The sequence below is a fragment of the Pelagibius sp. Alg239-R121 genome (assembly GCF_947331435.1).
Taxonomy (GTDB): Bacteria; Pseudomonadota; Alphaproteobacteria; order Kiloniellales; family Kiloniellaceae; genus Denitrobaculum.
This window is the reverse complement of sequence record NZ_CAMZOF010000013.1, coordinates 107,461-130,993: the sequence shown is the minus strand read 5'-3', so window position 1 is coordinate 130,993 and position 23,533 is coordinate 107,461. Positions and strand designations below refer to the sequence as shown.

The window sequence follows — 23,533 nt, the reverse complement described above, 5'->3', positions numbered from 1 at the left end:
AAAAGGAGTCTGCGTGGCTAGGTTATCATTGAGGCGGATCAGAAAAGTTGCGGACCATAATCCTGATCATATCCCTGAGTATTTGTATCGTGATCGCTACCGAGCACGAGATCTTTTGGCCATTCTCTCCGGAATCGGACAAGTACCCAAATCCCGAGAGCATCGAGTGGACCAGATGTTGGTTCGATGGCGGGCGCGACTGGCCGGAGTCAGACTGCGGCCATCTTCGGGTGCCGGAAAACTGGGACAGGCCGAACGGGCGGAGCGTGACTCTTCCTTTCATAATCTTTCGGACGCATAAGTCCGTTCCGGGGCGTGTACCGGTTTTGGTCGCTGGCGGCGGCGGCCCGGGTAATCCCCTGGGCGTCGTCCCGGAAAACTCCGACGAGATGCATAAGAGCAGCTGGCTGACCTACGTCTACATGAGCCTGGATGCCGGCCGGGACCTCATCCTGACCGATAACAGGGGCGTCGGCAGCTCGAGTCCCAGACTGAACTGCCCGGAAGTCATCGACGCGGAAATGCGGTTGATGCAGCAGGTCATGACGCCGAGAGTCGCGACGAAGGATCGCGCCAAGGCTTTTCACGCGTGTAAGGAACGCCTCACCGACGAGGGGATCGACGTCAGCCAGTACAACAATGTCGCCGCGGTCCGCGACATCGACTTCCTCCGAGACTCCCTAGGTCTGGAAACGTTGAACATCTACGGAATTTCCTACGGCACGCGCATTGCCCTGACCTATCTTCGAGAATTCCCCGAGAGCACCCGTACACTGGTCCTGGACAGCGTCGATCCCCCCGAGGTCAACTTTCTAGAAGTGTCCCCACGGCAGAATTTCTCCTCTCTCAAACGAGTCTTTGAACTCTGCAGCCGGGATAGCTTCTGCAGGACCCGCCACGGAACCGCGCTCTACGACGGTTTCGTGGACCTTCTCACCGAGTTGAAGGAAAGACCGAAGTCCCTCCAGCTCACGGATCCAAGAAACTCTCAGAAATTCACGGCGCAGCTCACGCCGGAGCTGCTGGTTTCATCCATTTTCGGGGCCATCTATGACGAAGGAAAAATCGGCCGTATTCCCGGCACGATTCAAGCACTTATCGATGGGAACGTTCGCCCCGTCACCAAGCTCGTACAAGAAGAATACGTCGATTTTCTGACGCTCTATCCGCTCGACGCAGGCGCCTATGCCTCTTACCAGTGTTACGATGAGTTTCCCTTCAACGATATCGAAATCGCCGCCGAGGAATCCGGAAAATACCCCCTGCAGGATCACATGAATATTCCCTGGATCCTGTCCGAGAAAGCCATGTGCGAAGTCTGGGACTTAAAGAAAACCGATCCCATAGAAACGGCGCCTGTTTCCTCCAATGTTCCCGTCCTGCTCTATTCCGGTGATCTCGATCCGGTAACGCCGCCGGTCTGGGCCAGAGAGGCCTTACGCTTTCTTCCCAACGGCCGCCACAGAGTCTGGATGGGTATCGGACACGATGTCATGTCCGTCTCCGAATGCGCCGACAGATTTGCAGCCGCATTTCTTGCCAGCCCCATGGATAATCCATTTCGGCTTCATTGCGTCGACAAGCCTCGCGCTATTGTTTTCGGAGTGCACTGAATTTACCCATCCCGTGAGGCGGCTCTCGCAGTTTAGGAAAGCTTTGAGTAGACTCTCGAGGGCGCAAGGCCGATGCACGGCCGTCGGCACCTGCCGCCCAAGGTTGAGGACTCCAATTTCTTGATGGCCTTGATCGTATTTTGGGCGACAAGATTATGAGTTCTGAGAACCACGTTCTGGACAGCGTCGCGTTGCCGGTCCAATTCTGGCAGGTGCACGATGCCCAGTGGACTTATGCAGCATCGCTCCGCTCCTTACTTATTGCCAGAAAACACAATTTTATCGTCAAGACCGTCAAGGAATATGTGTTCCCAACCTAAGAAAGCGATCACGGACTGCTATGACTTCCCTTCACGACTTCGTCTTTACAACCCGCTTCGAGGATCTCCCTGCAGCGATCCAGCGGATCATGGAGCGCTCGGTTCTGGATACGCTCGGCGTGGCGGCTGTCGGCACCACAAATGCGATGGGCCGGACGATCACGGATTACGTCAGGGCGCACCACTGCGCCGGACCGGACAGCCCCACGGCGCGTCTGCTGTTCGACGGCCGCCCGGTCAGTCCGGAGGGCGCCGCACTCGCCGGTGCCTATACCATCGATTCCATCGACGCCCACGACGGACACTCCCCGGTCAAGGGGCACGCGGGATCCGGCATCTTCCCCGCGCTACTGGCCTTCGTCGAAGTTCTGCGCGGCCAGGGCAAAGCTCCCTCGGGTCCCGACTTTCTCGCGGCCATGGCGGTCGGCTACGAGGTCGCCTACCGTGCCGGATTGGCGCTTCATGCAACGACACCGGACTATCATACTTCCGGCGCCTGGACGGCGGTCGGTGCGGCCGCCGTGGGCGCGCGCCTGCTCGCGCTCTCGCCGGAGGAAATGCGGCATGCCATCGGGATCGCCGAATACAACGGTCCGCGCAGCCAGATGATGCGCTGCATCGACCACCCGTCGAACCTGCGCGACGGTGTGGGCTGGGGTTCGCCCACCGGGGTCGCTGCAGTTTTTATGGCACGGCACGGCTTCACCGGTGCGCCCGCCATCACAGTCGAGGGCGAAGAGGCAGCAGGCTTCTGGTCCGATCTCGGGTCACGCTGGGAAATCGGGAACACCCACTACAAACGCTATCCGGTCTGCCGCTGGGCGCACCCGGCCATCGACGCAGCGCGGGATCTCATGACCGAATACAACTTGACCAGCGCGCAGATCGAAAGCGTCCGGATTACGACCTTTCACAATGCCACGCGGCTGGCAGGCTATGATCCACACAACCTGGATGAACTGTCCTATGGCATCGCCTATCCGACGGCGACCATGATCGTGCGGGGTGAAATCGGCGTAGCGGAAGTCTCGTCCGAAGTGCTGGAAGATCCGGAGATCAGACGAATCTCCTTGGCGACAAAGCTGCTCGAAAACGATGACTACAATGCACGGGCACTTCGCGGAGAACGCTGGGCCGACGTAACGCTCCTCTTGACGGATGGGCGTGAGTTGCGCTCGGATCCGCGCACGCCAAAAGGCGATCCTGATGACCCGCTGAGCGATGCCGAAATCTCTGAAAAGTTCCATCGCTTCGCCGCTCCTCTTCTAGGTAAAGAGCGGGCGGCCGGGATCGAAAACCAGGTGGCGGAACTGGGCGGCAAAACTTCCAGGCTTACTTGGTTCGATGAACTCCTTTATGCACCAGCGAACCCGATTGCCTGATTTGCTTTAGACACGTTATCGCTTTCGACACGTTGTTGCTCTAGACACGTTTCAGCCGCGAAATCGTACTGCGGCTGACATTGAACAGCCTGCCAATCTCCGCGGCCGATTTGCCGAGCCTCAACAGCGAGATCGCTTCATACTTTTGAAGCTCTGTCAGTTTACGTGGCCGTCCGGGAGCAACGCCCATTGCCATCGGCTCCATCTTTTCATCCGATTGGCTGGCTTTCAAAAGGTCGATTTCGAAATTGACCAGCCCATCGAGGACCGTAAGAACCGCATCGCCGTCCGGCCTGTTGGTGTTGATCCAAGGCTCGGCAATCGACTGAAAGTGGGCGCCCTTTTCGCGGATCGAATTGACGATCATTACCAGTTCACGGTTGGAACGCGCGATGGAAGTCAAACGCGTGGTGATAACCGTGTCATCCGGTTTGAGGCCATTGATGAACTCCTCGAACTGCCGCTGACTCAAATCCCGGTCAGAGGAATTTTCACGCCAAATCCGGTCACAGCCTTCGCTTTCGAGCGCGGCAATCTGCACTTCCTTGCTATGCCATTTCGTTGAAACACGGGCGTAGCCAATCTTCATTTCCATCTCCCCGCACAAAGCGTTTGACTTTTGCACGAAATTTTGCACGACTATTTTGCGCGTAATTATGCACGCTTCATGGTTATAGAGTCTTGAGGCCGCTTCAACAACAATTAGAACATATTCGGAAGGGCATGGGGGGATGAGCGAAAATCTGGAGATCACGAAACTTGATCCGAGTCTCTACAACGAGGATCTTGCTCCGATCGAGCACAAGGACCGGACCTGGGGCTGGTTCGAGATATTCAACGTCTGGGCCAACGACATTCAAAGCCTTTTCGGCTACACACTGGCGGCCTCGATGTTCATCAGTTACGGCCTGAATGGATGGGCCGTCATGGCAGCCATCATCCTGGCGGCCTTTTTCATCATGATTCTGGTCAATCTATCCGGCGCGCCCAGCGTCAAGTACGGCATCCCCTATCCGGTCATGGCACGCGCCAGCATGGGCATTCGCGGCGCCAACTTCCCAGCCATGATCCGCGCGATCGTCGCGATCTTCTGGTACGGCGTACAAACCTATTTCGCCTCGACCGCGGTCACGCTGCTAATTGATGCAGTTCTTGGCACCGGCTCTGACGCGGAAACCTATCTGGGTATCACCGCCATCGGCTGGTTTTCCTTCGCCCTCGTCTGGGTGTTCCAGGTTTATCTTTTCATGAAAGGTATCGATTGGATCCGCAACTTCCTGAACCTTGCCGGACCCTTCGTTTATGCTGTCATGATCGTCCTGATGATCGTCATCTGGTTCAAGGCAGGCGACGGATTGCTGACGGCCGTCGGCGACATCTTCGAGGGAGCGGGCGATTACGAAGGCGGTGCCATAGCGGCATTCTTCACCATCGTCGGCACCATGATCGCTTACTTTGCCGCAGTGGTGATTAACTTTGGAGACTTCTCCAGGTTTGTTAAAGACGAGCAGGAACTGAAAAAAGGCAACCTTTGGGGTCTGCCTGCCAATGTGGCGATTTTCTCCTTCATCGCCCTTTTCGTGACGGCGGGCACCGCGGCCATTTACGGTGAGAACCTGACCAATCCGGCGGAAATCGTCGACCGGGTCGATTTCCTTCCGCTGACCATCATTGCCGCCGTGACCTTTTTTGCGGCCACCATCGGCATCAATCTGGTCGCCAACTTCATCCCCCCGGCCTACGACCTGGCCAACCTCATGCCCAGCAAGATCGACTTCAGGATGGGCGGGCTTATCACCGCGGTCCTGTCGCTATTCGTCGGAGCATTGTGGGTGGCCTGGATTAGCCAGATCGGGATCGGTCAGTTCGTGAATACACTCGGTGCCGTGTTGGCGCCGGTCTACGGAATCATGATCGTTGACTACTATCTGATCAAAAGTGGCAAACTGGACATCCAGCAGATGTTTTCCGCCGATCCCTCCGGGGCCTATTGGTACGACAACGGCTGGAACAAAAAGGCCCTTCAGGCCTTTGCGATCGGTGCGGTCTTTTCCATCGCGACGGTCTGGTTGCCCGCGCTCGGGTTCCTCTCCGGCTTCGGTTGGGTGGTCGGTGCCCTGATCGGCGGCGCCGCCTATAAAGTCCTCATGCCGGGTAAGTCGGCATAACCACAAATGAGCCACAGGCAGCGCGCGGATAACTCTGTGCGCTGCCGACGCTCACAATCGCTATGTTTTTTCCTGCAGGCCGAGCTGGATGATCAGCAGATCGATATCCGCATCGGTGTCATTGACCAAACCATGTGCGCCGCCAGGTGGATTGAGGATCATGTCACCCTTTTTGACCGTCGTCGGTTCAGTCCCGATGGTCATGGTGCCCTGCCCTTCGAGTACGATATACATTTCTTCGTTGTTGCCGTGTCTGTGGTACCCGACGGTCGATTTAGGCGGTACGACCACGCGGTCCATGAAATCGACATTGCTTTTGAAATCGGCGCGACCCCAAAGCTCGTAGAGTTCGACCAGCCCTTCACCTTCGTGCGAGCTCATGTGCCGCCGCGCGGCGGCGTCGAGAAAATTTTTGATCATCGGGGAGTACCCTTTGTTTCGTCATCAAGATGATTGCACGCATCCTACGAAACACCATACCGTCAGAACAGCGGCGATTGCGCTATGGCGCCGGTGCGGCAAAGAGATCCTTGCGCAGGGTATTGAGAGCCGTGGGATCGATCCTGACATGGATGACGGCGGGACGGCCGCTGGCGAGCGCTTCTCCAAGCGCTGACTCCAACTCCCCAGGCCGTTCAACAGCGAACCCCAGCGCGCCGCAAAGCTTCGCCACTTCATCGTAAGGCGGGCTTTCGATCTCGGCCCCCAATAGACGGCCGCCGAAGAATTCGTTCTGATAGGCTTTCTCTGCACCCCAGGCGCCATTGTCGAGCACCACAGCGACAACAGGCAGGTTGTGACGGACCGCAGAGGTGATCTCCGACAAGGTAAATCCAAACCCGCCGTCCCCCATCACCGACACAACGGGGCGCTCGGGCGCGGCAGCCTTGGCGCCGATCGCGGCGGCGTAACCGAAGCCGACCAATCCGAAGTCGAGCGGAGTGATCAATCCGGGTGTGCGGTAGTGGGCGAGCCGGTCAGCCGCCTGCAGGCAGGCATTACCGGTGTCCAGCGTCACAATGGCGTCTTCCGGCAGGCTCGCGCGGATTTCGGCGAGTGCCCGGCGCGGGTGCATCGGCACCGCATCGTTTTCGGCTTCTTCGGAACGTTCCGCCAGTAATGCCGAAGCGTCTTTCTCAAAGGAATTGCGCCAGGCTGTCCAACCCTCTGCGTCGATGCCGCGCCGCTTCGCTTCCTTCATCAGCGCGCTTGCGGTCTGCCCCGCATCGGCCTGCAGGCCTAAAGCGACCGGAAAATAGCGGCCGATCGCGCTGGCTTCGATATCGACCTGGATGATCCTGGCACTGTCGGAGATGTAATCACGGCTGAAAAAGGTTGAGTTGAAGGCGAGGCGCGCGCCCAGCACCAGCAACAGGTCCGCTTCGCGCGTCAGGCGGCTCGCCACCTTGTTGCCGCGCGGTCCGCCCTGCCCGGCAAAGAGCGGGTGTCCATGTGGCATGACATCTGCGTGGCCCGTGGAGGCAACGACGGGAACCTCAAGGGTCTCCGCCAGCGCTCTGAGAGCCTCAGTGCCGCCAGACCACTTGAAGCCGCCACCGGCGACAATCACAGGCGCCTGTGATTCACCGAGGAACTCCAGCATCGTGGCGATATCCGCTTCCGCAGGCGGTCCGCCCCGTGCGATCAAAACCGGGTCCGATACAGATGCTTCCACCTGAGCCGCAAAGAGGTCACGTGGCACATGCAGCACCACCGGTCCGCGCCTGCCGCTCATGGACAGCCGGATCGCGTCACGCAGCATCTCGGCCAGGCGGTTGGGATCGCTCACAAGGATGGACCGCTTCGAGATCGGGGCGAAGAGCGCCACCTGGTCAATTTCCTGAAAAGTATCCTTGCCGAGGTCGCTGCGGCTGATCGCGCCTGCAATCACCACCAGTGGCGAATAAGCCAGGTGCGCTTCGGCAACAGAGGTTGCGAGATTGGCCACGCCCGGCCCGGCCTGGGCACCGAGAACGATCCCCGGCCCGCCGGTCACGCGGGCGTAGGCGTCGGCCATATGGCCCGCCGCCCGCTCGTCTCGGGCGCCGACGTAGGTAATTTCACCACCGTTGTGCATGGCGTCAAAGAGCTCGAGCATGGAACCGCCGAGCAAGCCGAAAACACTCTTCACACCCTGGTCACGCAACACCCGGTAAACGGCTTCGCCGCCAGTGACCTTATCCGAGACCGTCATATTTTCCATCCTGCCTGAAGCCCTTCGAACACTGCTTCTTCCGCCGTACGCGGCGTAACACAATCGCCGACCGAGAGCATTTCGACGTCTTGGCCGGCGAGTTCCTGTTCCAGCGTGATTTCTGATTGATGGCCGAGCGCCAGTACCAGCGTATCGACGCCCTCCAGTATCACTGGCTCGTTGCTCAGCGTATCCTGGAAGTAGACCGTCTCGCCATCGATGCCAAACAGCCGCGCATGAGTCCTGATATCAACCTCCAGCCGATGCAGTCGCCCGACATAGTGGTTGCGCGTATAGATCTGCAGAGATTCACCCGCCAGCGCCGCATTGGTGCAAAGGGTTACGTCACTGCCCGCTTTCATCAGACGCTCCGCAAGTCCAAGGCCGATCCAGTCTGACCGCCAGTCGGCAATCACGACCCTCGCCCCGACCTTGACCCGGTCTTCGAGCACATCCCATGCAGTGACGGCATTCGAGCTCGCCAGTCCCACGCCGGTGGGAAGATAGGGTTTGGCGCCAGTGGCAATGAGCACCACATCCGGTTGCTCAGCGCGGATAAGACCGGCGTCCACCGCCATATCCTTGACCACTGAGACACCGGCCAGCGCCATCTCCCGTTCCAGGTTCCCGATGATGCCGCCGAACTCCTCGCGTCCCGGCAAACGCTGGGCCAGCCGGGTCTGACCGCCAAGCTGCCGGTCGCGCTCGTAAAGCGTGACGTGATGACCGCGGGTCGCAGCGATCGCGGCGGCCTTCATGCCTGCGGGGCCGCCGCCGGCAACAAGGATGCGCTTCCGCCGCGTCACCGGAGGCACAGAGGCATAGTCCAGTTCCCGGCCGCTTTCGGGATGCTGTATGCAGGAGATACCCAGCCCCTTGTGTGCGCGGCCTATACAGGCCTGGTTACAGCCGATGCAGGCGCGGATATCGTCCAGCCTGCCCGCGCGCGCCTTCACCGCCATCCGGGAATCGCAGACCATCGCGCGGGTCATGCCGCAAAGATCTGCATCTCCCCTCTCGATCACCTGCTCGGCGAGCTGCGGCTGATTGATGCGCCCGGTCACGATCACCGGCTTGGAAACCGACGCCTTGATGGCCGCGCCGAAGGGCGCCACATAGGCGTGCTCGAGCCCCATCGGTGGCACGATATGGACCGAGCCCCCAAGGCTGGCCGAAGAGCCCGCGACCACACTGAAGTAGTCGACGTCGCCGGTGACGGCCTTGCATATTCGCAGAACCTCCAGATCGCTGAGGCCACTCTCACCCATCTCATCCCCGGAGATCCGCAGCCCGAGTGTTCGGTCACCAGCGGCCGTTCTGATACTTGCAATCACATCTCGAAGGAACCGAAGCTGCCGCTCGAAATCGCCGCCGTAGGCATCTTCACGCCGATTGGCGCGCGGATTCAGGAACTGCGCCGGCAGGTACCCATGACTGGCGACAATCTCAAAGCCGTCGAAGCCTGCCTCGGCCAGCACGGCCGCGGTCCGGCCGTAACCCGCGACAATCTCTTCGATCAACGAAACCGGCATCGGCTTCGGCATGATATGAAAGCGTTCGTTGGGAACAGCCGACGGCGCCCAGGCGATGGGCAGCATCCCCGACCAGGCCGACAGGATCTCGCGGCCGGGATGAAACAGCTGAGCGAACATACGCGTACCATGCCGCTTGCACGCCTTCGCCAACTTCGCGTAGGCACGAACGGCCTTTGGACTCGTGGCCTTCAGAAGATCGCGGGAAAAGCCCGCCGTCTCGTGCACCGCCACGATTTCCGAAACGATGAGGCCGGCTCCGCCCTTCGCGCGCTCTTCGTGATAGGCGATCAGGCGGTCGTCGGGAACATCGTCCGACAGATAAGTATGATGGCCGGTGGAGACGATCCGGTTTGCCAGCCTGCAGTTCCCCAATGTGATCTCGGAAAAGAGGTTTGGAAACCGACTTGTCACGCCGGCCTCCCGATATCGGCGCGCGACAACAGAAGATGGTAGCGGTCGCGCAGAAGACGGTCCGTCTCCTCCGCCAGGTGACCTGGATAGTGGCGAGCGAGGATGTCCCTCGCACGGGCTCGCGCGCGTGTGCGCATATCCAAGCCGCCGTCTTCCTCCCAATCCGTCGGTGATCGGCGGTCGGCAACGACCGGATAGACGTAGTCTGCCTTCATGCGTGCCAGGGTTTCGGGATGACCGAGATAATGCCCTTCTCCCCGGCAGACCTCGGCGATGACGTCAGCGGCCAAGGTCTTACCCGAAACCTCGACACCACGCACCGAGCGCAGAATGCCGCCCAGCATATCGTTGTCGACAACATAGGCTTCCAGGGACACGCCCAGCAGACTGGCCTGCATGCCGCAGGACTGGGTAATCAGATTGGATCCCGCCTGGGCCGCGAGGCTGACCGCCAGGTTCTTTTCGTAGCCGTGCTGCACGTCGGCGATCTTGGCATCGGTTATGCCCGCGATCGAGCTGGTCGGCAGATTGTAATACCGGCCCATCTGCGCCGCCGCCGCCATCAGGATGGCCTGCTCTCCACCGCCACCGCACATGGCGCCGGTGCGAAGATCCGCGACCAGCGGCTTCGGTGCGAAAATGGCGGCGGCGGCGGGATCAACCAGCCGCGCGAATACCAGTCCCGCAAGGGTCTCCGCCACTGCCTGTACGAGCGAACCGGCAATGCTTGCCGGACTGGTGGCACCGGCCTGTCCGGCGGAAATGATCTGCACCGGGAAACCGGCCAGGATTGCTGCCTCCAGCGTCTGACAGGCCTCCTCCGCAAAGCGCATGGGCGGCACGACGTGGCAAACCATGATGGTCAGGAATGGCCGCGCCCGGAAGGCCGCCTCGCCACCGGCAATGCTGTAGCAGATATCAGCAATCGTTTTGACGTTTGCGGGGTCGGACGCACTGATACTGACATGCTTGGCGGTACCGCAGAGGCAGGCATAGGCCGTGTTGACGTCGAGGCTCAAGGGATCAGTCGCATCGCGCGCCACCAGCGCGCGGCTGAAATGCTGCACATGCTCCAAAGCGTCGACGAGCCTGGCGGCATCGTAGAGATCCCTGGCGGTCGACTCCCGGTAACGGCCGGTTTCGAGATCGACGATGTTGGGCGAAGCGCCGCCTGAACTCATATGGACGCGCCCACCGGACAGATCGAGTTCCAGACCGGGCTGCTGACCGTAGAGCACAAGGTCCCGGCGCGCGTTCTCTACGGTCTTCAAGACCAGTTCGCGAGGAAACAGCAGCCTGTCGTCATGGGTGAGCCGGCCACCCTCTGCCGTCACCTTCTCGATCATCGAGGGGATCGCCTGGCTCAATCCGAGGTTTTCGAGAAGGTCCAGTACTGCCTCATGTACGGAGGCTTCTTCCGGATCCGAAAGCGGTCTAAAGCGGCCCCCTTCTGCAACAGGTCCGATGACGGGCCTGGTCAACGCAGCCGCCTCCGCATCCTCGTCAATCCGGGTTCTGCGGCCCCGCCTCATACGCCCGCCTCTTTGATGGTCATCGTTCAGTCAGACAATGAAGAAAAATTCATCTTGCTTGACACTAATTCGGCTAACCTTCTTTGACAAACCAGTTCGGTTCGCTCTATAGATGATAAAAATTCATCTGTAGAGCTGGACGTTCATGCTTCCTCCCTTCGCGGCAATTCGCGCGTTTGATGCGGCGGCCCGTCATTTGAGCTTCAAGGACGCGGCAATTGAACTGGGCCTGACTCCGACCGCCATCAGTCACCAGATAAAACAACTCGAAGCCTTATGCGGCCAGCCGCTTTTCATCAGGCACACCCGCCGTGTGGAACTGACCCCGAACGGGTTGGGTTTCGCCGAAAGCATCGGCCCGGCGATCGCGAACATCGCCGCGGCATTCGCAAAGCTGTCCGCCAACCCGGGTAGACGCAACGTGACGCTTGGGGCAGGACCGATCTTTTCGGCGCGCTGGCTGGTTCCCAGGCTGGCGGATTTCTGGTCGGCACACCCGAGCATCGATCTACGGCTGCATCATTCCCCCCTGCCCGTGTGGCAGCAGATGGCCCAGTTCGATCTTGCGGTCGCTTGGGGTAAAGGCGATTGGCCAGCCGTTCGTTGCGAGCCGCTCCTACGCATCGAGGTCAGTCCGGTCTTCGCGCCTTCCCTGTTGAAGACTCCGGATTCCCTCCTCTGTACCGAAGACCTGCTCTCGCTGCCGCTGCTCCATCATCGTGACGACAAAGGCTGGCGCCAGTGGTTCGAAAAGGCCGGCGTGATGCCTCCCGTCAACCTACCGGGCACTATATTTGAGGACGCGAACGTTCTGCTTCAGGCCGCACTGGCCGGCCGAGGCATTGCCCTAGGTATATTGCAGTTTGTCGGCGATGAACTGGCGGCGGGCCGGCTGCTGCGTCCCTTCGAGACCAGCTTGGATCCCGAAGACGCTTACTACCTGATCTACCAGGAGAACGCGCTCAGCAGTGAGGCGACTGCCGCAGTCAGAGACTGGCTGCTGGCGGGACGAAATCGCAAAGCTTCCACCAGGTCATGATTAGCGCGCGAAGGCCTTTGCGGCGGGAAGCATGTCCGGATAGTTCGAAAAGACTTTCCGGGCGCCTGCCTCTTTCAACCGGCCAGACAGGCCGGCGTCTGCGTGGCCGCCACCGGTGAACCCCCAGACCTCCATACCCGCGGCGACGGCAGCACGAACACCGTTGATGCTGTCCTCAATCACGAGGCATTGCGCCGGATCCCGCTCAATGCGTTCGGCCGCCAACAAAAAAAGATCCGGTGACGGCTTACCGCGTGCAACTTCGTCGCCGGAATAAATGTGCGGATCGAAGCGCCCGTGCAGCTCCGTTATTTCCAGCTTCCTGTGCAGCAGAGGCTTCGAGCTGGAGGATGCCACCGCCACCGGGCCGCGGAGAGTATCGAGCAGCGGCAGCAATCCCTCGAAAGACGTGAGTTCACTTTCATAGCGTGCCCAGCAGGCCGTTTTCAGCTTTTCGAAAAAGTCGGTTGGCAACGGACGATTGTGGATCGCCCGATGGTCGTTCTCCAAAGCAAGATAGAAATCCTGATTTGTCAGCCCGACGAAACGGCTGAGGTAGTCCGCAGATTCGTACACCAGGCCAATCCGCGCCAAATGATCGCGCTCCACGGCGATCGCGATGCGTTCCGAATCCACGAGAACGCCATCGCAGTCGAAGATGATCGCCGCATCCGTCATGCCTGGTCCTTAATTTGCTGTCATTGCTTTGGCCCGGCCATAGAAGCCAACGCGTTCCGCTTCACTGAACATCACGCCGGGCGTTTCGTAGTAGGAATATACCGCGACGATGCGTGGCTCGTTCCCTTCTACCGGTGTAACGCGGTGGGCCGTGTACTTGCCTTTGAAAACGTTCAATGTCCCCGGCGTCAGTGACAGCGTCTCCACTTGGTCGTCTTCACCGGCGAGCAAGCGCGCAACACCGTCGTAGTTGGGGTTTGCTTCGGTGCGAAGACCGCTCCGATTCTGAAAAGCACCCCCGCCGTCCGGCCGTTGAAGCAGCAGCGTCGTTGTGAACTCCGAGCGGTCAAAATGCCAATTGAGCGCTTCGCCTTCGCGGTACGCCATGACGTTGGCCCGCGCCAGAGGGTCAGCCATCTGATAAAGATTAGGCTTGCCGGTAACCGCCGCCAGAAATGCCGCCAGAGGTGGCCATTCGTAAATCCTGCAGACGATGCTGCCCGGAATCTGATCGGCACAGATCGTATGATTGACGGTCTCGAATTGCTTCAGTGCCGGATGCTCAGGCGGCACGTCGGCCACCTCCTTCTTAAAATAGATGTTATGACTGCGGCTGTGAGTAAAGGCCGAAGCCTCGAGTGGCGGTTTCACCTCAGCCAGGCATCGTTCGAGCGCTTCCGGGCGAAGAAAGCCTTCCAGATTGAACATCCCTTGCTCAGTCAGTCCCCGGCGGCAACCCTCCAACAGCGACTGACCCCGCGGCGTCGATAAAGCATCGAGCGGATACTGCTCAAGATCGAGTATGTCATGCATCACAGTTGCCCCCCGCTTCGCCTGGCTCAAACCCAACACCAGTCCTTGATTTCCCTTCAAGTCCAACTCTCTATCATGATTTTCTCGGACATTGCTACTCCGGCTCGTAAGAATTGCAATCAGATGCTTGCGCGACCACCCCGCCAACCTAGATACTATACGCATACGTCCCAAATACCCGCATCGGGAATTCGTACAGAACCAGCGGCACAGACCGCCGGAACCGGTCGTCAAAGATGGGAGACAGTCTTGGACTTGGAGACTTTCAAAGCCTCTCTTGAAATGTCATCGCCACCCGAAGGCTGTAGTCTCGCGCTCCAGGCCTTGTGGCATCAGGCCAACGGCGACTGGGACACCGCCCATGAACGGGCGCAGGCCGACGACAGCAAAGCCGGAGCCTGGGTTCACGGCCACCTGCATCGGGTTGAAGGCGATCAGTCAAATGCCGCCTATTGGTATCGGCGGGCCGGCCGAGACGTTCCTGCAACATCCCTGCGAGAAGAGCTTGCGAGCATCGTTGCTGCTCTAGAGTGAGATTGTTCTCAAAAAACGGCTGCGCCCTTAAATCGTTCGATGACTAAGCTGAAGGTGTTTCAGCTTCCAACTGCTTGCGGCGGCGGGCCGCAAGGGTTTCACGATGGGAAATGTAGGTGGCCGCCCCAATCACAATGGCACCCCCCAGGAAGACGAAGGGATCGAGAGCTTCGTCAAACACCGCCATCCCCAGCAACGCGGCCCAGAGCAACTGAAGAAAGGCGATCGGCTGGGTGACCGTTATGGGCGCCGCGCGAAAGGCCTTTGTCAGGGTATAGTGTCCGGTGGTGGCAAAGACAGCCGTCAATGCCAGCCAGAGAACCTCTTCCAGAGTGGGATCGCGCCACTGCAGGATCGCACCGGGCAGAAGCACGATTGTACAGAAGACCGATAGCATGCCGACGATGATTGCCGGGTCGGCCCGGTCCGTGAGCTTCTTGGCGAGTATGAAGGAAGCCGCAAACAACGGCGCCGCCACGACCTGCGCCAACTGGCCCGCGTTGATTTCCTGAAAACCTGGCCGCAGGATGACCAGGGACCCGGTCAGGCCGACCATAATGGCGACGACGCGGCGCACCTGAAGTTTCTCGCCCAGAAAAAACGCGGCACCGATCGTCACGTAGATTGGTGCCGTATACCCGATGGCGGTGACCTCCGCGATGGGAATGCGCGCCATGGCAAAAAACCAGAGCATGACCGCAATCCCATGCACCAAACCGCGCGCAGCATAGAGCTTCATCACATCAGGCTCGATCCGCTGCCGGGTCAGCTTGAACAAGAATGGCAGGATCAGCAGCAATCCCAGCGCATAGCGAATGAAGGCCGCTTCGATCGCGGGCATATCCGAGCCGAGATGACGGACAATGCCGGTGACGGCGACAAACAGAAACCCGGTGACAAGCATCCAACCGATGCCCTGCAGCACATTGTTTCTGGGAACCGGAGGGATTGCGGCTTGATCCGCAGGACTGGCAGTCTTTGATAGATCCGAGGGCACGTGGTCTCCTGATGTCCGCTCGAATCTAGGGGTCGGAACGCCGAACTGTGAAATCGAGAGGGGAAGGGCGGCTCAGTATCAAGACGGCTAACGCCCTGACACACTGCCATCCTTCTTATAGCGGGTTTCATTGGGCTGCTTCAACGAAAGCAGGTTATCCACTATGTAAGCCTCGACCCAAGATAGCAATCGGAAAGCATTTTTCGCCTTAAAGCAACCTTCGGCAATTGCGGCAGAACCCTGGTAGTTCGGCATAAAACGTGCGACAGCTAACCCAAGGATAGTTGGATTGTTCGGGGAACCACGCCACCTCATGACAACTGTGAAGCAGCAAGGCGCCCCATCACGGCAACAGGGGCGCAGCCAGCATGCCCTCGGCGTTTTCTACGGCGCTATGGGAGGCCTGTCACTTAGCCTCGGTGGGCCGATCGTCCGTCTGATGAGCGAAGAAACAGGCGCTTGGCAGATCCTGACCTGGCGCAGCTTCGCCTTCATGATTTTGATGTTTACGCTCGCGGCTTGGAAGTCGGGTTCGATTGCTGGCCTTCTGCATCAGGTTCGAAAAATCGGCTGGATGGCACCGCCGATCGCCCTCGCTGTCGGTTTCGGCCAGATCACCTATGTTCTCGCCCTTCTCAACACCACCGTGGCCAATGCAACCTTCGTACTTGGATCCGCGCCGCTCTTTACCGCGTTCGCCGCTTGGCTGCTGTTCGGCGACCGCCTGAGTGCCAAAGCGATGATCGCCCTTGCCACCGCCATGGCCGGTGTGTTCCTGATGGTCTCCAATGGTCTGGCCGACGGAAAGTTCCTGGGCAACCTCTATGCCCTCGCCGCCATGGTCTGTTACACGGCCTATGTCCTGCTGCTTCGCAAGTCCCGCGACATCGACACCTTTGCGGCTTCAGGCCTCGGTGGGATGTTGGCAGCTGTCCTTGCCGCTGCCATGGCATTGACAGCCGGCACCGCGGTCCCAGATTCAGAAGGTGCACTTTTGAGCATGACAAGCCTCGTCATCCCGCCGGTCGATTTAGGCCTCTCGCTATTTTCCGGTGTGTTTCAGGTCGGCGCGGGATTCGCCTTCGCAACGCTCGCCACCAAACTGATCCCGCCGGCTGAAGTCACACTACTGATCCTGATCGAAGCAATTATGGGACCGCTCCTGGTCTGGGGTCTGGTCGGCGAAGTCCCCTCCTCGCTCACCTTGCTTGGTGGTTCCGTCGTGCTCGGCAGCGTTACGGCTTTCGCCCTGATCGCGTTGAAGGAAGAGCGCGGCCGAGTCAGAGTTTAGAACCTGGACAGCGCATTTCTGGCTCAGACGGGCTCTTGATCCTGAGTAAGCTCACAGAAGGTCTGCAATCCGACCTCGAGCAGGATCGCCGCCAACGCGCAGATCAGACCGGCGAAGGCCATGCCAACCCCCAGTGCCCCCGCAATTCCGGCAATCAAAGCCTTTTTGTCGCTTTTGCCCTGTTCGACCAACAGCGCGTAGAGCTGCCCTTCCGGATCGCAAAGCGAAGCGCGCAGCTTTTTCCGGTAGAGGCTCCAGAATCTCTCCCCCAACGCTTGGTCCTGCACAGATGGATCACGGGTGCCGGAAGGGTCTCCCGCTCCTTCGATCACCAGACTCTGGCTCAAATTGCTTCGCAAGTCGTCGGGCAGCGAAGCATCGTTCTGGGAGTTCGCCGTTGCGCGAACTTCGCCGCCCAGCGTCTTTAGTCCGGCGCCCCGTTCAAGCAGGTCGTCCAGCCTGCTGCTCATCAACTCGAGTTCAAGATCGCTTACCGGCGACGCCGCTTCTTGCGTCATATCAGTCACCCTTTCCTATCGCCACGAAGGGCGCCCAGTATTTCCTGTCGGCGAATTGCTGTGAAGAGATCAATGCGCGCTGGCCCTGTCGTAAAGCCTCCGGTGCCGAAACACCGTCGCGGAACAAATCATAGAAATTGTCGAAAAGCCGACGCGAGGCCGCATCGTCCACCGGTGCCAGAGCCGCGATAATGGCGCGCGCACCGCTGAGCAGCATGGCCCGCGCAAGCGAATCATAGCTGTTCCATTCGGAGAACTTCGGGAAACCCGACCAGCAGGATGCCAGCGATACCAGATTCGCCTCGAATTTCAGGTGGGCAAGATCGGCAAGGGTCAGACGCTCTCCACCGGCCAGAATCAGGCCCGGCGGTTGCCCGTCTCCGGCATGCAGATCGAAATGACAGGCGAAGTGCACAACGTCGAAACGGCCGCCGCGCAGGCGTCCCTTGATCTCTTCCGCAGTCGCATCCTCACCGATAATCGCATTGCAGCCCAGCTGCGCGGCAACTTCCTTTGCTTCGATCCGGGCTTGCGGCAAGGATCCGTCGGGATCACCGATCACCAGGCATTCGCGGGTCTGGACTGATGGCAAAACCTTGAAATCGGGAAGCAGGGCCGGTGACGGCAGGACGACGATCTCATGGTCTTCGACGAGATAGCGCCCTGTAATCGGCGAGCGGTAGCAGGCGAAAGGAAAGAGCTGCTGCACACCGTGTGGCACAATATATAGCCGGTCGCCCGGCTGAAGCCGGCCTTCCAGCGGCTCCCAGACATGGGCCAGCAAACGCTCGGCATCCGATGAGCCGTCGCCACCGGCGTCGAGGATCGCTCGGAGTCCGGCGACCCAGTCCCAGGCCTCCTCTTCCTTACGGCGGTGGCATTGAATGTCCTCGCCTTTTCTGAAGATGTAACTGGTGGTTTCGCGCGGATAGACCCAAAACTCGAGCAGGATTTCCTGCGCGGTCAAGGCTTCTGTCCAAGCTGGAGCGCCGTCGTTCGAACGATCGTCAACGCCAATCGTCCCGGCGTGCCGCGCTCTAAACAGTTCTCGCAGGGTCCGTGCGCGCGTCCGGGCGATAAGTTCATAGGCGTCCCGGTAGCGCTCACGCGACAGGCAGAAGCGGATGGCCCGCTCGTAATGCCGGTTGTAACGGGAGTCGAAGGCATCAAGGGCGGCACGGTTGCCAACGGCGGCGCGCAGCTTCTCCACGTTTCCAAGTATCTCACCCAAATAGGCCTCGAACCCCTGCTCATCTCCCGCGGCCTCTGCAAGGTCTGCAGCACCGATGAGCGCATTGCGGTAGCTGGAGTGGTCGCGGCATCTGGGACCTAGAGCCAAGGCCTCCCGTATGGCCTCATCGGCCTCCTCGTAACACTCCGCCGCGAGATAAATTCTGGCCAGCATGGTCAGGCTGTTGACGAGTTCATCCGCATTGTTCAATCCGCGCCTGACCGTCACGGCCTCCAGGCCAAGCCCAAGCGCTTCGGTAATTTCGGCGTTCTCCAACAAGGCAAAAGCCAAATTGTGTAGCGAATATCCCAAACCCTCCGGATCACCCTGTTTACGGTCCAGTTCCAGCGCCAGACGCTGCGACGTCACGGCTTCACTCGTGCGCCCGCGCCCGAGCAACACCAGCCCCCGGTTACTTAGCGCCGCGGCATAGAGCAATGGCGATTGATCGGGTGTAATCCTGGCCAGGGCTTTCTCATAGTTTTCAATGGCCTCGTCAGGATAACCCAGAAACTTAAGTGCCTCGGCCCGCGCGTTCAACGCACCGGCTGCCAACTCGTCCGCCTCTGACCCGGATTGGCCTTCGAGCAATCGGACAATCTTGTCCGCTGCCCGCATACCGCCTTCATAGTCACCTGATTGAAGACACTGCTGAACCGTCTGGAAATTGAGCTTCGCCGCGTCGAGAGGACTGGACTCGCCAAAGGCCTCCAGGGCTTTTTCCTCAAGCGCCTGCTGCATCATCTGCTTCACGAAATCCGGCAAGTCTTTCATTTCCGCCTCGCAGCGAATATCGGTTGGCCACTGCCAGTCCTCCTCAACATAGAAACACGGAGCCTGGCGCGGAACACTTCGAATCAATCAAAAAACGTCGACAAAAAAATTCATATGTAGACATCTTAACATAAATTGAGAGCTGTGCCCTAATGCCATGCGGTCGAGGCTGCAGGCGAAGCGATCGCAAAGCCGGACAACGAAAAAGGGGAAGCCTGAAAGCTTCCCCTTCTTATTCAAAGTCCAACCGGCTTCGGTCTGACCATATGCCGTAACTTTACTTGCCCTTAGACATTTCCCAAACTGCGTGAGTCCAGGCCCCTTCGGGTGCTTTGGTGATAACCGGAGTCGAAGCGTTGCCGAGCAGAACATCGACCGTCCGCTGATAGTCAGCCGGATCGAGATACCCGATACCTTTGGCCGAACCCGCGACCAGCTTGTTGATCTCGCCGACCATGCGCTTCTGATGCTTCTCGGTCTGCGCACCGGTGGCATCGTTCTCAAGCACGATCTCAGCGGCTTCATCCGGATTGGCGGCTGCATACTCCCAGCCCTTCACGGAGGCAGCGACGAACTTGGCCATCTTCGAGACGAAAGCAGCGTCCTTCAGGTTATCTTCCATAACGTAAAGACCGTCTTCCAGCGTGGCCACGCCCTGATCTTCATACTTGAAAACGAGCAGATCTTCGGGCGTCAAACCGGCGTCGATGATCTGCCAATATTCGTTGTAGGTCATGGTCGATACGCAGTCCGCCTGCTTCTGCAGGATCGGGTCGACATTGAAGCCCTGCTTCAGGACCGTGACGCCATCCGCGCCGCCTTCGGTCGGCAGGCCCAGTTTGCTCATCCAGCTCAGGAACGGGTATTCGTTGCCGAAGAACCAGACGCCCAGGGTCCGGCCCTTGAAGTCGGCTGGCGAGGTAATGCCCGAATCCTTGCGGCAGGTCAGCATCATGCCCGAAGTCTTGAAGATCTGTGCGATGTTGACCAGCGGCACGCCCTTCTCGCGCGACGCCAGGGCCGAAGGCATCCAGTCGATGACAACATCGGCGCCACCGCCGGCGATCACCTGCGGCGGTGCAACGTCGGGTCCGCCGGGCTTGATAGTGACGTCGAGACCGGCGTCCTCATAAAAGCCCTTGTCTTTCGCCACGTAGTAACCGGCGAACTGCCCCTGCGTCACCCACTTGAGCTGAAGCGTCACCTGTTCGGCGGCCTCGGCCGCGAAGGCTGACAAACCAACCGCAGCGGCGGCGGCGAGCAATGTAATTTTTTTCATTCAACCTCTCCTGTTATTGTCCCTGCATAACGACCCCGGTACGGCGGGCTCGTCGTTCTCTCCGGTCGCTTCCTTGTTTCTTCTTTTGAGCGCCGACCGGTTTTCTGCGCCAAAGTCTCTCTTTATCGTTCTTCCGTCTTCGATAGATCGATTCTTCTATCTCCGGTACGAAGGATGCCAGAAGGTCAGGCTGCGTTCCAGCATCGCCAGAAGGCCATAAAACAGGGATCCCGACAACGCCGCGATCGCAATGGTCGCCCAGACCAGATCCACGTTCATGCGTCCAACCTCGGTCGAGATCCGAAAGCCCATGCCGACGATCGGCGTACCGAAGAATTCGGCCACGATCGCGCCGATCAGTGCAAGGGTCGAATTGATCTTCAGGGCGTTGAAAATAAACGGCAAGGCCGACGGCAGACGCAGCAACAACAAGGTTTTGACGTAACCGGCGGCGTAGGAGCGCATCAGATCCCGCTCCATCCGGCCCGAGGCGGCCAGCCCGGCGATGGTATTCACCAGCATGGGGAAGAAGGTCATGATGACCACCACGGCTGCCTTGGACTGCCAGTCGAAGCCGAACCACATCACCATAACAGGTGCAATTCCGACAATGGGGATGGCGCTGACGAAGTTACCGAGCGGCAAAAGCCCCCGCTGCAAAAACGGTACCTTGTCAACCAGGATCGCCACCAGCAGGCCGGAGCCGCAGCCCATCAGATAACCGGGAATCACCGACTTGATGAAGGTCTGGTAGAAATCGGCCCACATGGTCCCGGTGCTGCCGCCCATCACCTCGCCGATGGCAGAGGGCGACGGCAACAGCACGCGCGGCACCCCGAAACCCTCGACCAGAACCTGCCAAAGATACAGCAGCCAGAACCCGAACACGGCCGGAACAAGAAGTGCGTAAACCGTGTTGGTCTGAGAAGAACTGCTCCGTAACTCAGACAACAGAGCCATCGCCCGCCAGGCGAAGAATGCGAGCCCGAAGAGATAAATCCAGAGACCGAAGCCCAGGGCCAATCCACTTTGCCCTTCGGCGGCGCCATCAATGGCTGCCAGGGGAACATACGCACCGGCAAGCAGGCCGGCGACCGCAACACCGGCCGCTAATGCTCCGCCCTGCCGGTTCCAGAAACACCAGAAGGCGGACAGAAAGGTAATGCTCAAAGCCACGATCGCCGACAGGCTGCTGAACCAGGCGCTTCCGCCTGCGGCCGTATCGACAAGAATACCGAGCGCGGCAATCAGAATGAATACCACCAGGGAGTTGACACTCAGCCTCATCCCGCCCCTCCCGTCTGGGCCACGCCCATACGGCGCAGCACGAACTTCTCCGCGACGCCCACCAACGCGACCAGCAGCCCGGCCAGAATCGAAGCCATGACAAGGGCCGACCAGATCTGGATGGTCTGGCCATAGTAGGATCCGACCAGCAGCCGGGCGCCGATACCGGCCTGTGCGCCGGTCGGCAGCTCGCCGACAATGGCACCGACCAGGCTGATCGCGATGGCAACTTTCAGGCTGGCGAAGAGGAAGGGCACAGACGAAGGCCAGCGCAGCTTCCAGAAGACCTGGGATGTGGAGGAGCTGTAGGTCCGCATCAGATCAAGTTGCAGTGGGTCGGGCGAGCGCAGGCCTTTCACCATGCCGATGGTGACCGGAAAAAAGCAGAGGTACATGGAGATAATCGACTTGGGCACCAATCCCGTTAAGCCGATGGCCCCCAATACGACGATGATCATGGGGGCGATGGCGAGGATCGGGATGGTCTGGGACGCAATCACCCAGGGCATCAGGCTTTTGTCCAGCGCCTTCACATGCACGATGCCAACCGCCAGCAGCATGCCAAGCGAGGTTCCCAGAACGAAGCCCAGGAGCGTCGAGGAGATGGTCACCCAGGAGTGATAGATCAGACTGCGCTTGGAGGTGATCTTCTTGCCGAAGATGGTTTTGTTCAACTCGACCAGCACCTGATGCGGCGCGGGCAGAATGGGCCGCTCCATGGCCCAGGCATCGTCGGTGAGCTGCGAAAAGGTCCACTCGGTATCGCTGCGCTCGTAACCATCGATCAGGCGCGGCGCGTTGAGATAGACCGCACCGGCGTACCAGATCACCAGGATCAGCAGCAGCATCAGCCCGACCGGGCCAGCCTTGCCGCTCATCAGGCGCGATACCACTCCCGGCCGCTGAACCGCTGGCACGTCCGCGGCATCGGCAACCTCAGTCGTCATAGCTGTGCCCTGCCCGCAAGCCCTCACGCACCCGATGGGCGATCTCCAGGAACTCGGGCGTCTCACGTGCATCCAGCGTGCGGTCCGGCGGAAGATTGCAGTCGATCACATCGATGATTCGGCCCGGACGCGGCGACATCACCACGATCTTGGAGGACAGGAAGACGGCTTCGGGAATCGAGTGAGTCACAAAGACGACCGTCTTCTGGGTTTTCTCCCAGAGACGCAGTAGCTGTTCATTCAGATGGTCGCGGGTGATCTCGTCCAGCGCGCCGAAAGGCTCGTCCATCAGCAGCAGGTCGGGCTCGAAAGAGAGCGCGCGCGCGATCGAAACACGCTGCTGCATGCCGCCGGAAAGCTGCCAGGGATATTTCTTTTCGAAACCGGTCAGGTTGACCATCTCGAGATAACGGGCCGCGCGTTCCTGCTGCTCGGCCTTGGACAGCCCCATGATCTCCAGAGGCAGGGTCACGTTGCGGTCGACCTGACGCCAGGGATAGAGCGCGGGTGCCTGAAAGACATAGCCATAGGCCCGGTCCAGACGGGCTTCACGGGGCGAAACCTTGTTGACCGTGATGCTGCCTTCGGTCGGCTGTTCCAGATCCGCGATGACACGCATCAGCGTGGTCTTGCCGCAGCCGGAAGGTCCGATAAAAGATACGAAATCGCCCTGCTCGATCGTCAGGTTGACGTTCGACAGGGCGTAAACAGGTCCGTCCGCCGTCTGAAAAGTCAAAGACAGCTTGTCGGTTTCGACGACGGAGCTTTTGCTGCCCCGCTCCACGGCCGCCGTTGGTACGGCTTTTACGGCCACATTCTGCATTCCAACCTCAATTCGCTGGTCCGGCCCGTCGGCCGGCCCCTATCCCCCAGATCACGCCTCTTGCGGCCTCCGCCGCTCGTTTGTTCTTTTTTTACGTCCGTTAACGATGGCGCCCGTCAATCAAAAGTCCCCGTCAATCGGCGACCCCTGTCAATCGGCGGCGCCCA

General features: G+C 59.6%; 21 protein-coding genes. 7 read left to right on the top strand and 14 right to left on the bottom strand.

The annotated features are described in order from the left end of the window. The first annotated feature begins 89 nt into the window (after positions 1 to 89). The 3 genes from QMZ18_RS32785 to QMZ18_RS32775 all read left to right on the top strand — a co-directional run bounded on the left by QMZ18_RS32785 (position 90) and on the right by QMZ18_RS32775 (position 3,315). A complete protein-coding gene (locus QMZ18_RS32785; protein ID WP_282610654.1) occupies positions 90 to 1,613 on the top strand; it encodes an alpha/beta hydrolase in 1,524 nt (507 codons plus the stop codon). 155 nt (positions 1,614 to 1,768) lie between these two features. Then, positions 1,769 to 1,933 (top strand): hypothetical protein, encoded by a 165-nt coding sequence (locus QMZ18_RS32780; RefSeq protein WP_282610653.1) that lies wholly within the window; start codon positions 1,769 to 1,771, stop codon positions 1,931 to 1,933. A gap of 20 nt (positions 1,934 to 1,953) precedes the next feature. After that, the gene (locus QMZ18_RS32775; protein WP_282610652.1) at positions 1,954 to 3,315 is read left to right on the top strand and encodes an MmgE/PrpD family protein; all 1,362 of its coding nucleotides are present in this window, start codon (positions 1,954 to 1,956) and stop codon (positions 3,313 to 3,315) included. Between the two features lie 40 nt (positions 3,316 to 3,355). Here the strand turns inward: QMZ18_RS32775 and QMZ18_RS32770 are convergent, their stop codons facing one another. Further along, the gene (locus tag QMZ18_RS32770; RefSeq protein ID WP_282610651.1) at positions 3,356 to 3,904 is read right to left on the bottom strand and encodes a recombinase family protein; all 549 of its coding nucleotides are present in this window, start codon (positions 3,902 to 3,904) and stop codon (positions 3,356 to 3,358) included. A gap of 142 nt (positions 3,905 to 4,046) precedes the next feature. Between QMZ18_RS32770 and QMZ18_RS32765 the strand changes: the two genes are divergently transcribed. Further along, positions 4,047 to 5,483 carry an NCS1 family nucleobase:cation symporter-1 gene (locus QMZ18_RS32765; RefSeq protein WP_282610650.1) on the top strand — a complete coding sequence of 479 codons (1,437 nt, stop codon included), beginning with the start codon at positions 4,047 to 4,049 and terminating at the stop codon, positions 5,481 to 5,483. Between the two features lie 60 nt (positions 5,484 to 5,543). On the opposite strand, the gene QMZ18_RS32760 is transcribed toward QMZ18_RS32765, so the two are convergent. The 4 genes from QMZ18_RS32760 to QMZ18_RS32745 form a co-directional block, all read right to left on the bottom strand. After that, the gene (locus QMZ18_RS32760) at positions 5,544 to 5,903 is read right to left on the bottom strand and encodes a cupin domain-containing protein (RefSeq protein ID WP_282610649.1); all 360 of its coding nucleotides are present in this window, start codon (positions 5,901 to 5,903) and stop codon (positions 5,544 to 5,546) included. A gap of 82 nt (positions 5,904 to 5,985) precedes the next feature. After that, complete coding sequence (locus QMZ18_RS32755; protein ID WP_282610648.1) at positions 5,986 to 7,677, bottom strand: thiamine pyrophosphate-binding protein; 1,692 nt, start codon at positions 7,675 to 7,677, stop codon at positions 5,986 to 5,988. Next, positions 7,674 to 9,623: an FAD-dependent oxidoreductase gene (locus QMZ18_RS32750; protein WP_282610647.1), complete on the bottom strand. Its 1,950-nt coding sequence runs from the start codon at positions 9,621 to 9,623 to the stop codon at positions 7,674 to 7,676. Before QMZ18_RS32750 ends, QMZ18_RS32755 begins: the two co-directional genes overlap by 4 nt. Next, a complete protein-coding gene (locus QMZ18_RS32745) occupies positions 9,620 to 11,155 on the bottom strand; it encodes a trimethylamine methyltransferase family protein (RefSeq protein ID WP_282610646.1) in 1,536 nt (511 codons plus the stop codon). The genes QMZ18_RS32750 and QMZ18_RS32745 overlap by 4 nt, the downstream gene beginning before the upstream one ends. A 145-nt stretch (positions 11,156 to 11,300) precedes the next feature. On the opposite strand from QMZ18_RS32745, the gene QMZ18_RS32740 reads away from it, so the two are divergent. After that, positions 11,301 to 12,194, top strand: coding sequence for a LysR substrate-binding domain-containing protein (locus QMZ18_RS32740; protein ID WP_282610645.1), 894 nt, complete (start codon positions 11,301 to 11,303; stop codon positions 12,192 to 12,194). Here QMZ18_RS32740 and QMZ18_RS32735 read toward each other — a convergent pair whose 3' ends face one another. Both QMZ18_RS32735 and QMZ18_RS32730 read right to left on the bottom strand, forming a co-directional pair. Then, complete coding sequence (locus QMZ18_RS32735) at positions 12,195 to 12,872, bottom strand: HAD family phosphatase (protein ID WP_282610643.1); 678 nt, start codon at positions 12,870 to 12,872, stop codon at positions 12,195 to 12,197. A 9-nt stretch (positions 12,873 to 12,881) separates the two neighbouring features. Continuing rightward, a complete protein-coding gene (locus QMZ18_RS32730; RefSeq protein WP_282610642.1) occupies positions 12,882 to 13,745 on the bottom strand; it encodes a 2OG-Fe(II) oxygenase in 864 nt (287 codons plus the stop codon). A gap of 189 nt (positions 13,746 to 13,934) precedes the next feature. On the opposite strand from QMZ18_RS32730, the gene QMZ18_RS32725 reads away from it, so the two are divergent. Further along, positions 13,935 to 14,219 carry a hypothetical protein gene (locus tag QMZ18_RS32725; protein ID WP_282610641.1) on the top strand — a complete coding sequence of 95 codons (285 nt, stop codon included), beginning with the start codon at positions 13,935 to 13,937 and terminating at the stop codon, positions 14,217 to 14,219. Positions 14,220 to 14,262: 43 nt separating this feature from the next. On the opposite strand, the gene QMZ18_RS32720 is transcribed toward QMZ18_RS32725, so the two are convergent. Further along, positions 14,263 to 15,216, bottom strand: a complete 954-nt coding sequence (locus QMZ18_RS32720) for a DMT family transporter (RefSeq protein ID WP_282610640.1) — start codon at positions 15,214 to 15,216, stop codon at positions 14,263 to 14,265. Between the two features lie 313 nt (positions 15,217 to 15,529). Between QMZ18_RS32720 and QMZ18_RS32715 the strand changes: the two genes are divergently transcribed. Then, positions 15,530 to 16,507, top strand: a complete 978-nt coding sequence (locus QMZ18_RS32715) for a DMT family transporter (RefSeq protein ID WP_282610639.1) — start codon at positions 15,530 to 15,532, stop codon at positions 16,505 to 16,507. A 23-nt stretch (positions 16,508 to 16,530) separates the two neighbouring features. Here QMZ18_RS32715 and QMZ18_RS32710 read toward each other — a convergent pair whose 3' ends face one another. From QMZ18_RS32710 to QMZ18_RS32685, 6 genes are all read right to left on the bottom strand, one after another. Further along, entirely contained in the window at positions 16,531 to 17,025 is a 495-nt protein-coding gene (locus tag QMZ18_RS32710; protein WP_282610638.1) for a hypothetical protein, read from the bottom strand. Position 17,026: 1 nt separating this feature from the next. Further along, complete coding sequence (locus tag QMZ18_RS32705; RefSeq protein ID WP_282610637.1) at positions 17,027 to 19,030, bottom strand: CHAT domain-containing protein; 2,004 nt, start codon at positions 19,028 to 19,030, stop codon at positions 17,027 to 17,029. A gap of 277 nt (positions 19,031 to 19,307) precedes the next feature. Beyond that, on the bottom strand, positions 19,308 to 20,309 hold the full coding sequence (locus QMZ18_RS32700; RefSeq protein ID WP_282610636.1) for an ABC transporter substrate-binding protein: 1,002 nt from the start codon (positions 20,307 to 20,309) through the stop codon (positions 19,308 to 19,310). Positions 20,310 to 20,465: 156 nt separating this feature from the next. Continuing rightward, positions 20,466 to 21,596, bottom strand: a complete 1,131-nt coding sequence (locus QMZ18_RS32695) for an ABC transporter permease (protein WP_282610635.1) — start codon at positions 21,594 to 21,596, stop codon at positions 20,466 to 20,468. Then, a complete protein-coding gene (locus QMZ18_RS32690) occupies positions 21,593 to 22,474 on the bottom strand; it encodes an ABC transporter permease (protein ID WP_282610782.1) in 882 nt (293 codons plus the stop codon). The genes QMZ18_RS32695 and QMZ18_RS32690 overlap by 4 nt, the downstream gene beginning before the upstream one ends. Before the next feature lie 58 nt (positions 22,475 to 22,532). Beyond that, entirely contained in the window at positions 22,533 to 23,366 is an 834-nt protein-coding gene (locus tag QMZ18_RS32685) for an ABC transporter ATP-binding protein (RefSeq protein ID WP_282610634.1), read from the bottom strand. Positions 23,367 to 23,533 lie beyond the last annotated feature (167 nt).

Coding starts and splice junctions, on each gene's coding strand:
- QMZ18_RS32780 (WP_282610653.1), top strand. CDS start 1,769: ATGAGTTCTGAGAACCACGTTCTGGACAGCGTCGCGTTGCCGGTCCAA.
- QMZ18_RS32775 (WP_282610652.1), top strand. CDS start 1,954: ATGACTTCCCTTCACGACTTCGTCTTTACAACCCGCTTCGAGGATCTC.
- QMZ18_RS32770 (WP_282610651.1), bottom strand. CDS start 3,904: ATGAAGATTGGCTACGCCCGTGTTTCAACGAAATGGCATAGCAAGGAA.
- QMZ18_RS32765 (WP_282610650.1), top strand. CDS start 4,047: ATGAGCGAAAATCTGGAGATCACGAAACTTGATCCGAGTCTCTACAAC.
- QMZ18_RS32760 (WP_282610649.1), bottom strand. CDS start 5,903: ATGATCAAAAATTTTCTCGACGCCGCCGCGCGGCGGCACATGAGCTCG.
- QMZ18_RS32755 (WP_282610648.1), bottom strand. CDS start 7,677: ATGACGGTCTCGGATAAGGTCACTGGCGGCGAAGCCGTTTACCGGGTG.
- QMZ18_RS32745 (WP_282610646.1), bottom strand. CDS start 11,155: ATGAGGCGGGGCCGCAGAACCCGGATTGACGAGGATGCGGAGGCGGCT.
- QMZ18_RS32740 (WP_282610645.1), top strand. CDS start 11,301: ATGCTTCCTCCCTTCGCGGCAATTCGCGCGTTTGATGCGGCGGCCCGT.
- QMZ18_RS32735 (WP_282610643.1), bottom strand. CDS start 12,872: ATGACGGATGCGGCGATCATCTTCGACTGCGATGGCGTTCTCGTGGAT.
- QMZ18_RS32715 (WP_282610639.1), top strand. CDS start 15,530: ATGACAACTGTGAAGCAGCAAGGCGCCCCATCACGGCAACAGGGGCGC.
- QMZ18_RS32710 (WP_282610638.1), bottom strand. CDS start 17,025: ATGACGCAAGAAGCGGCGTCGCCGGTAAGCGATCTTGAACTCGAGTTG.
- QMZ18_RS32705 (WP_282610637.1), bottom strand. CDS start 19,030: ATGAAAGACTTGCCGGATTTCGTGAAGCAGATGATGCAGCAGGCGCTT.
- QMZ18_RS32700 (WP_282610636.1), bottom strand. CDS start 20,309: ATGAAAAAAATTACATTGCTCGCCGCCGCCGCTGCGGTTGGTTTGTCA.
- QMZ18_RS32695 (WP_282610635.1), bottom strand. CDS start 21,596: ATGAGGCTGAGTGTCAACTCCCTGGTGGTATTCATTCTGATTGCCGCG.
- QMZ18_RS32690 (WP_282610782.1), bottom strand. CDS start 22,474: ATGAGCGGCAAGGCTGGCCCGGTCGGGCTGATGCTGCTGCTGATCCTG.
- QMZ18_RS32685 (WP_282610634.1), bottom strand. CDS start 23,366: ATGCAGAATGTGGCCGTAAAAGCCGTACCAACGGCGGCCGTGGAGCGG.